Annotated in this window: 8 protein-coding genes; 4 read left to right on the top strand and 4 right to left on the bottom strand. The window is 62.1% G+C overall.

Annotated features, from left to right (window positions below; all coding sequences use genetic code 11):
• Positions 1–141 precede the first annotated feature (141 nt).
• Positions 142–927, bottom strand: coding sequence for a sulfite exporter TauE/SafE family protein (locus HX793_RS28080; RefSeq protein ID WP_095015948.1), 786 nt, complete (start codon positions 925–927; stop codon positions 142–144).
• Positions 928–1,018: 91 nt separating this feature from the next.
• Positions 1,019–1,789 (bottom strand): class I SAM-dependent methyltransferase, encoded by a 771-nt coding sequence (locus HX793_RS28075; protein WP_177094443.1) that lies wholly within the window; start codon positions 1,787–1,789, stop codon positions 1,019–1,021.
• Positions 1,790–1,927: 138 nt separating this feature from the next.
• On the opposite strand from HX793_RS28075, the gene HX793_RS28070 reads away from it, so the two are divergent.
• The 3 genes from HX793_RS28070 to HX793_RS28060 all read left to right on the top strand — a co-directional run bounded on the left by HX793_RS28070 (position 1,928) and on the right by HX793_RS28060 (position 3,800).
• Positions 1,928–2,449: a DUF3455 domain-containing protein gene (locus HX793_RS28070; RefSeq protein WP_095015946.1), complete on the top strand. Its 522-nt coding sequence runs from the start codon at positions 1,928–1,930 to the stop codon at positions 2,447–2,449.
• 170 nt (positions 2,450–2,619) lie between these two features.
• Positions 2,620–3,135 carry a sigma-70 family RNA polymerase sigma factor gene (locus HX793_RS28065; RefSeq protein ID WP_177053025.1) on the top strand — a complete coding sequence of 172 codons (516 nt, stop codon included), beginning with the start codon at positions 2,620–2,622 and terminating at the stop codon, positions 3,133–3,135.
• Positions 3,132–3,800: an anti-sigma factor gene (locus HX793_RS28060; RefSeq protein ID WP_177053024.1), complete on the top strand. Its 669-nt coding sequence runs from the start codon at positions 3,132–3,134 to the stop codon at positions 3,798–3,800. The genes HX793_RS28065 and HX793_RS28060 overlap by 4 nt, the downstream gene beginning before the upstream one ends.
• Here the strand turns inward: HX793_RS28060 and HX793_RS28055 are convergent, their stop codons facing one another.
• Positions 3,801–5,102 (bottom strand): ATP-binding protein, encoded by a 1,302-nt coding sequence (locus tag HX793_RS28055; protein ID WP_177053023.1) that lies wholly within the window; start codon positions 5,100–5,102, stop codon positions 3,801–3,803.
• A gap of 3 nt (positions 5,103–5,105) precedes the next feature.
• Positions 5,106–5,807 carry a response regulator gene (locus HX793_RS28050; RefSeq protein ID WP_010210801.1) on the bottom strand — a complete coding sequence of 234 codons (702 nt, stop codon included), beginning with the start codon at positions 5,805–5,807 and terminating at the stop codon, positions 5,106–5,108.
• Positions 5,808–5,978: 171 nt separating this feature from the next.
• On the opposite strand from HX793_RS28050, the gene HX793_RS28045 reads away from it, so the two are divergent.
• Positions 5,979–7,121: an efflux RND transporter periplasmic adaptor subunit gene (locus tag HX793_RS28045; protein ID WP_177053022.1), complete on the top strand. Its 1,143-nt coding sequence runs from the start codon at positions 5,979–5,981 to the stop codon at positions 7,119–7,121.
• Positions 7,122–7,124: the final 3 nt, after the last annotated feature.

The raw sequence follows: 7,124 nt of genomic DNA, 5'->3' as shown, positions 1-7,124 counted from the left end.
GAGTGAGGGCACACCGAGCCTAAGCGAGGTGCCGAGTGTTGGGGCAAGAGCGTTTTGCTTACTTTTGCGCTTTTCAAAAGTGAGCCGCCGTAAGGGCGGAACCAGTACCCGCCATCACCTAAATACCGGATATGCCCCCAATCAAAAGGCCAACTTATAACCAATGGCCATCAACATAACCGCCAAGCAAGGCCGCAACACGCCATCCGGCAGCTTGCCCGTCATATGGCTACCGACATAGATCCCTGGCAACGACCCCATCAACAAAAACCCCAACAAATGCCAGTCCATATTCCCCATGCTGGCATGCCCCAACCCCGCCACCAGGGTCAACGGCACAGCATGCGCAATCTCAGTCCCCACCAGCCGCCGCGTCGCCAGAAACGGATACAAAATAAACAACGCCACCGTCCCCAGCGCACCCGCACCAATGGACGTCAGCGCCACCATGGTGCCGAGGATCGCCCCCGTCACCACCGTCAACACATTCAAATTCCGCGGGCTCATGTGATAGCTGTCACCCGCATGCCGCTGGGCAAACGCCAACAAGCTCTTCTTGAACAGAATCGCCAGGGCCGTCAACAACAACACCACCCCAAGCGCCTGCTTGATTACCGCATTCATCACACTGGGATCAGTATGCAGGCTGGCCAGGAACCACAAGGTCAACAGCACCGCAGGCACGCTGCCCAGGGTCAACCAACCGGTAATGGTCCAATCGATATTCTTGTTCTTGCTATGCACCAGCACGCCACCGGATTTGGTGATGGCGGCATACAACAGGTCAGTGCCCACGGCGGTGGCCGGATTGATGCCAAACCACAACAGGATCGGCGTCATCAACGAGCCCCCACCCACACCGGTCATGCCCACGATAAAACCAACAATCAGGCCAGCAACCACAAAACCAAAATTACCCACATCCATTCCAGCTACCTGCGGCCTTATAAATTTCTGGCCGCAGGATAGCGATTTTTCTTATAACGACTTATATCAATATGATCTGACTTTATGCCTTTTAACTCAGTCGATGACAGACGTACGCCTGGGTCTGATATGGAAAGGCCACAGTATCGCGCCCCTTAAGTGCCGGATGCGTGTCGATCAGTGCCTGCAGTTGCGCGGTCACCATAGCCTTAGATGCCTCCGGCAACGCGGCAATAAAGCTCACAGAAAGAAAGCGATCCATGATCACCTCCTGAGGGCTGCCCACATGACTGTAGGGAAAACAGGTCATTTCAGGCTCGGAAAAATACTCGCCAGTGAAGGCCTCACGCCAACGCCCCGTATGAAAACGCGGCGTCTCACCCTCGTACGGAGTAATGATGTCAGTGATGGCGGCGACCCAATCCACCGACTCATCCCGCACATTCCACACCAGGCCCAGTCGGCCGTCAGGCTTGAGCACGCGATGGATTTCAGCCAGCGCGGCCTCGGTCGAAAACCAGTGGAACGCTTGGGCACAGACCACCGCGTCAGCGCTGGCGGCCGGCAGTGGGATGGATTGCGCCGTGCCATTGACCAGGCGCACATCGGGCAGCAGCTTGGTCAACTGCGCGCCCATCGCCGCCACCGGCTCGACCGCAATCAAGGTCGGCGCCAGAGTACTGAGCAAGCGGGTGAACTTGCCAGTGCCGGCGCCCAGGTCGATCACGCTGGACTGCGCGTCGATGTGCAGTATGTCGGCGAGCCAGCCGGTGAGCTGCCTTGGATAATCCGGCCGGCCTTGGGCGTAGGTGACGGCCTGGGTCGAGAAACCTTGTTGAGCAGACGTGTGAACACCAGTCATTGCCAATCTCTCCTCAGGTAAAGCGGGGGCACAGTGTGCGCCCTCTCACCTTTATTTTCTAATCGCTGCATCCAATCGCGCAGGCCATGGGTAGTCCTTTCAGAACCCCCGCTGTTTGACTGAAATGGAGAAGTAACCATGAACGCTAAAGCACTGTTCTGCCTCACCGCCCTGCTCGCTGCCACCCCCGCAGCTTTCGCCCAGACCGGCTTGCCCGACAGCATCAAGGTGCCGGACGGCCATAAGGTGGCGATGGAAACCACCGGCGTCGGCGAAATCACCTACGAGTGCCGCGACAAAGCCAACGCCGCCGGCCAGACCGAGTGGACTTTCGTCGGGCCCAAGGCCGTGTTGAATGACCGCAGCGGCAAGCAAGTCGGCACTTACTTCGGCCCGCCAGCCACCTGGCAGGCCAAGGACGGTTCGAAGGTCACCGGCACCCAACTGGCCGTGGCGCCATCCGGTGCGGGCAACTTGCCGTATCAACTGGTCAAGGCCAACCCCGCTGAAGGCAAAGGCGCGATGAGCGGCGTGAGTTACATCCAGCGCGTGGCCCTCAAGGGCGGCGTGGCGCCGAGCAGCGAGTGCACCGCCGCCAACAAAGGCAAGCAGGAAGTGGTGAAGTACCAGGCGGATTACATCTTCTGGGCGGCCAACTGAGCAAACTGAGCTACGCTGCCCCGAAACTGCCTACATCCCTTGTAGGAGCGAGCTTGCTCGCGAAGAACCTGAGAGCGCCACGGACAGCCTGAATGCCCACGTTTTCGTTAACGTTTTTCGCGAGCAAGCTCGCTCCTACAGGGGTTCAGCAATTGAGGGGATGGTGATACGTGTTTGATTACGAAGCCTGTCTGCAGGCCTGCGCCCGCGGCGATCAACGCGCCTTGCGCCAGCTGTATGAGCAGGAAAGCAGCCATTTGCTCGGCGTGGCGATGCGCATCGCCAGGGACAAATCCCTGGCCGAAGATATCGTGCATGATGCGTTTATCAAGATCTGGCGCGGCGCCGGCAGTTTTGACCCCAGTCGCGGGTCTGCCCGTGGCTGGGTGTTCAGCGTGACCCGGCACCTGGCGCTCAACGTGGTGCGTAACCATTACCGCGAAGTGCCTTTGGACGACGAACACGAGCAAGTCGCCGCAACCGAAACCTTTGAATTCAGCGCACGCTCGGGACAGGTCCACACCTGCCTGGAGCAACTCGACCCGGCCCGTCGCACGTGCATCCTGCATGCCTATGTCGACGGTTTTTCCCACAGCGAAATCGCCCAGAAACTCGACACCCCGCTGGGGACCGTCAAGGCCTGGATCAAACGTAGCCTCGCCGCGCTGCGGGAGTGCATGGCATGAACGACCCACTGGACGAACTCGCCAGCGAATACGTGCTGGGCACCTTGCCCGGCGAACAACGCGCCGACGTCGAACAACGCCTGAAACACGACGTCGAACTACGCGCCGCAGTGGACGCCTGGGAGCAGCGTCTGTTACCGCTGACCGCCTTGGCGGAGCCGGTGCCGCCCTCATCCGAGCTGTGGCGGCGTATCGAACGCAACATTGCCAGCGCCCGCACGCACTGGTGGGACCTGCTGGCCGTGTGGCGCGGCCTGGCCGGTGCCGGGCTGCTGACCACGCTGGTGCTGGCCGCGCTGTTGCTGACCCGCCCGCCCACTGCCGATCCGACCTTTGTGGTGGTGCTGGTGGCGCCGCAAAGCCAGGCACCGGGCTGGGTGATCCAGGCGCGCAATGACCAGCAGATTCAGTTGATCCCGTTGGGGGTGATGGAAGTGCCGTCCGACAAGGCCCTGCAGTTCTGGACCAAGGGCGACGGCTGGCAGGGGCCAGTGTCCCTCGGCCTGGTCAAGCCGGGCCAGACGCTGTCGGTGCCGCTGGACAAGCTGCCGCCGCTCACGCAGAACCAGCTGTTCGAACTGACCCTGGAAGACCCGCACGGCTCGCCGACCGGTAAGCCCACTGGGCCGATTCAGGCAATCGGCCGCGCGGTGAAGGTGCTCTGATCAGGCGACGGTGGGCAACCACACGCGAAACCGCGCGCCGCCCAACGGTGAAGCCAGCGCCGTCAAGCTGCCGCCCTGGGCTTCCAGGGCGCGTCGGCTGATGGCCAGGCCCAGGCCGAAACCGCCGGTGGCGCGGTCGCGGCTGCGGTCCAGGCGGTAGAACGGCTCGAAGATGCGCTCGCGCTGGTCCACAGGGATGCCGATACCGTCGTCGTCCACCCAGATTTCACAGCCCTCGGCGCACACCTTCACACCGACCTGGATGCGCTTGTCGCAATAACGCGTGGCATTGCGTAGCAGGTTCTGCAAGGCACGAGCGGTCAGACGCGGGTCGAGGCTGAAGCGCTCCACCGCGCAGTCGAGCGCCACGTCGATGACAATTTCGGGGTTTTCCAGTTCGTCATCGACGCTGCCAAGCACGCTGTCGATGAACTCATCGAGCACCACCTCGACCCGCTCCGGCAACTGCGCCGGGTTTTGCAGGCGGCTATAGGACAGCAACTCCAGCACCAGTTCATCCAGCTCGCGGATATGCGCCACCAGGCTTTGCAGGCGTTCGCGACTGGCTTCGGGCAAGTCTTCAGACAATGCCAGGGCCAGGCCGAAATCCAGGCGCGTGAGTGGCGTGCGCAGTTCATGGGACACCGCATTGAGCAGGTCACGCTGCTGGTTGAGCAGGTGTTCGATATCGTCGGCCATGGTGTCGAACACCGTGGCCAGGCTGCCGATGTTGGAGCTTGGTGGGATGTGCGTGCGCTCGCTCAGATTGCCCCGGCCCAATTGGGCTGCGGTACTTTTCAGGCGCTCCAGGTCACGCCAGTGGGGGCGCAGCCAGACCAGGAGGCAGGCCAGCAGCGCGGCGACGATCAACACATTGATCGCCCAATACAGCACGTTCATGTCCAGTGGATCGGGCGGTATGGTCAGCTTGACCGTGAACTGCTCGTTGATCGGCGAGCTGATTTCGGTCATCCAGCCCCACTCCCCCAAGCGCACGACCGACTTGCCCTGCTCCAGCAGTTGCTCTTCCGCCGGGGTGTAGCTGGCGTCCTGGCGCAGCAGTAATTGCACTTTCAGCGGTGCAAAATCGCGCCCCAGTTGCTCGGTCACCTGTGACCAGCGCTCTACCGGCGCCCGCAGGTATTGCTTGACGATCAGCTTCTGCTGGCCGCGGGTCTGCTCGATGTTGTAGTTCATGTAGCGGTGTTCGAACAGCTGGATCACCAGCGAGGGAATCAGGTAGATCGCCAGGCTGTAGGTGACGATGGTGATCAGGTAAAGGCGCAGCAGTACTCGGAACATGGCTCAGCATTCCCACTCGGAACGACTGAACAGGTAGCCCTTGCCCCACACGGTCTTGATCTTGCGCGCTTCACCGGCGTTGTCGTCGAACTTGCGGCGCAGCTTGGAGATGGCTACGTCCACCGAACGGTCGGTGCCATTGAACTCGATACCGCGCAGGCGCTGCAGGATCTGGTCGCGGCTGAGAACTTCGCCAGCATGCCGCGCCAGCACCACCAGCAGGTTGTATTCGCCGCTGGACAGCTCCACCGGCTGCTCACGCCAGGTCACGGTGCGCTCCGACAGGTCGATGCACAGGTTGCCCATGATGATCTGGTCGTTCGCCACCTGGGGCTCGGACAAACTGCTGCGCCGTAACAACGTGCGCACCCGCGCCAGCAATACCCGTGGCTCACAGGGCTTGGTCACGTAGTCGTCGGCGCCCATTTCCAGGCCCAGCACCTGGTCGTGGCTGTCATCGCGGGCGGTGAGCATCAGGATCGGCAGCCCTGCCGAGTCGGCGCGAAGCAGGCGGCACACCTGCAGGCCGTCGAGGCCCGGCAGCATCAGGTCGAGGATCACCAGGTCCGGCGGGTTCAAGCGCGCGCGTTCACGGACGTGGTCGCCACGGCTGAGCACGCTGACGTGGTAGCCATTGCGCTCCAGGTAGCTGGCAATCAGCTCGGAGAGTGCGGCGTCGTCTTCCACCAGGAGGATGTTGGGCATGGTGTTTCCAAATAATGCGGTTTGTTGGTGTGGTGCAGGATTGTGCAAGGATATACGCCCCCGGCGCCCCGCGCGCCGCACCTTACATTTCTTCACAGACGAGCTACACAGCTTCACAGCACAACGGCGCAGGTGACTTTAGGATGCGCCAGTCAATATTGGGATAAGAGCATGTCGAAGAATCTGTTTGCGCCATTTTGCCTGCTGGCCCTCACCCTGGCCCTGAGTGCGTGTGGCGACTCTGCAGCCGAAGCGCCGGAAATGCCCCTGGCCAAAGTGCGTATCGAAACCCTGGAAGCCAAGCCCCTGGCCATTACCAGCGAATTGAGCGGGCGCATTGCCGCGCCGCGCATCGCCGAAGTGCGTGCCCGGGTCGCCGGCGTGGTGATGCAACGGGTGTTCAAGGAAGGCCATGACGTGAAACAGGGCGACGTGCTGTTTCGCATCGACCCCGCGCCATTCAAGGCCGACCTCGACAGCGCCCAGGCCAACCTAAGCAAGGCCGAGGCCGATGCCTTCAAGGCACGCCTGCAGGAGCAGCGCTATAGCCAATTGGTGGAAGGCAATGCCATCAGCGGCCAGGACTACGACAACGCCCGCGCCGCCGTGCGCCAGACCGCCGCCGAAGTCGCCGCCAACAAGGCCGCCGTCGAACGCGCCCGCCTGAACCTGGGCTACGCCACCGTGACTGCGCCGATTTCCGGGCGCATTGGTCGCGCACTGGTCACCGAAGGCGCACTGGTCGGCCAGAACGAGGCCACGCCGCTGGCGCTTATCCAGCAACTGGACCCAATCCACGCCGACCTGACCCAGTCCACCCGCGAGCTGAATGACCTGCGCCGCGCCTTCCGTGCCGGCAGCTTGAAGCAGGTCGGCCAGGACCAGGCCAAGGCCACGTTGATCGAGGACGACGGCAGCCTTTACCCATTGCCGGGCAAGTTGCTGTTCGCCGAGATCAGCGTCGACCCGGGCACCGGGCAGATCATCCTGCGCAGCGAGTTCCCCAACCCGGATCTCGACCTGCTACCCGGCAGTTTTGTGCGGGTGCGCCTGGAACAGGCCGTCGACAAACAAGGCATCAGCGTACCGCAACGCGCCATCACCCGTGACAGCGCGGGTATCCCGATGGTGTTGTTGCTGGACGCCGAGCAGACCGTGAGCCAGCAGCCGGTGGAACTGGGTGCGGTGATCAATGACCGCTGGATCGTCAGCAGCGGCCTCAAGCCCGGTGACCGCATCATCGTCGAAGGCCTGCAACACGCGCGCCCCGGTGAAAAAGTTGAAGTGGACGACAGCCCGCTCGTAAAGGAATAACCC

The sequence above is a fragment of the Pseudomonas reactans genome (genome assembly GCF_013387025.1).
Lineage (GTDB): Bacteria > Pseudomonadota > Gammaproteobacteria > Pseudomonadales > Pseudomonadaceae > Aquipseudomonas > Aquipseudomonas reactans.
The sequence above is the reverse complement of the archived record's forward strand: the minus strand, read 5'-3'. Positions and strand labels throughout refer to the sequence as shown.

Coding starts and splice junctions, on each gene's coding strand:
- HX793_RS28045 (WP_177053022.1), top strand. CDS start 5,979: ATGTCGAAGAATCTGTTTGCGCCATTTTGCCTGCTGGCCCTCACCCTG.
- HX793_RS28070 (WP_095015946.1), top strand. CDS start 1,928: ATGAACGCTAAAGCACTGTTCTGCCTCACCGCCCTGCTCGCTGCCACC.
- HX793_RS28050 (WP_010210801.1), bottom strand. CDS start 5,807: ATGCCCAACATCCTCCTGGTGGAAGACGACGCCGCACTCTCCGAGCTG.
- HX793_RS28075 (WP_177094443.1), bottom strand. CDS start 1,789: ATGACTGGTGTTCACACGTCTGCTCAACAAGGTTTCTCGACCCAGGCC.
- HX793_RS28060 (WP_177053024.1), top strand. CDS start 3,132: ATGAACGACCCACTGGACGAACTCGCCAGCGAATACGTGCTGGGCACC.
- HX793_RS28055 (WP_177053023.1), bottom strand. CDS start 5,102: ATGTTCCGAGTACTGCTGCGCCTTTACCTGATCACCATCGTCACCTAC.
- HX793_RS28080 (WP_095015948.1), bottom strand. CDS start 927: ATGGATGTGGGTAATTTTGGTTTTGTGGTTGCTGGCCTGATTGTTGGT.